At 47.8% G+C, this 621-nt stretch carries 1 protein-coding gene; it reads right to left on the bottom strand.

Annotated features, from left to right (window positions below; genetic code table 11):
- A partial coding sequence (locus A3729_RS05505; RefSeq protein ID WP_304439690.1) for a flagellar basal body FlgE domain-containing protein occupies positions 1-568 on the bottom strand: 568 nt, incomplete at its 3' end.
- Positions 569-621 lie beyond the last annotated feature (53 nt).

Here is a 621-nt window from a genome sequence, read left to right as displayed (position 1 = left end):
GATCTCCAACATCCTGGTTATCCACCTGCACATGCATTTGCCAGGTATTTTCTCCCGACAACGAAGACTGCTGCTTAACGAAATACATGGTCAAAACATGAGAGTTACCAAGACTGTCAAAAATAGTCGTTGACGTCGCGTGGTTATAGGTACCAGGATCCGTTGGTGAAAATTGGTTATTAACAAAAGGCGCACCGGTAAAGTTGGTAATGACGGGCGTTGAGGCACTTAAGTTGGTCGCAACGACCCCCTCGTCAAGTACAATGCTAACTCCACCACCTACAGTCGCATTCAAAACGGCAGGAACAGCATCAGGGTCAAGCACTACCGGCGTCGCCGCGGCATCACTCCCAAGAACCTCAAAACTATCGCCCGAGACACCCGCAAAACCGAATACCAAGTTAGCTCCTTGATCCTGAATAATCTGCAAATCACCAGTAGCACTATCTATGACGGCGGTAACCCCCACCAACGCAGACGAGTTAATACGAGTTCCCAAGTCGGCCAATTGCAATGCATCTGTTGCACCGGCTGGCTGGAAACTAATTCCGTTTAAGCTAATACTCATATTTCCTGAGGCATTATCATATCCAGCTAAGGTTATTGTAGAGCTGGTACTAG

Source organism: Oleiphilus sp. HI0043 (genome assembly GCF_001634935.1).
Note: the sequence above shows the minus strand (reverse complement) of the source record. Positions and strands in the feature narration are given on the sequence as shown.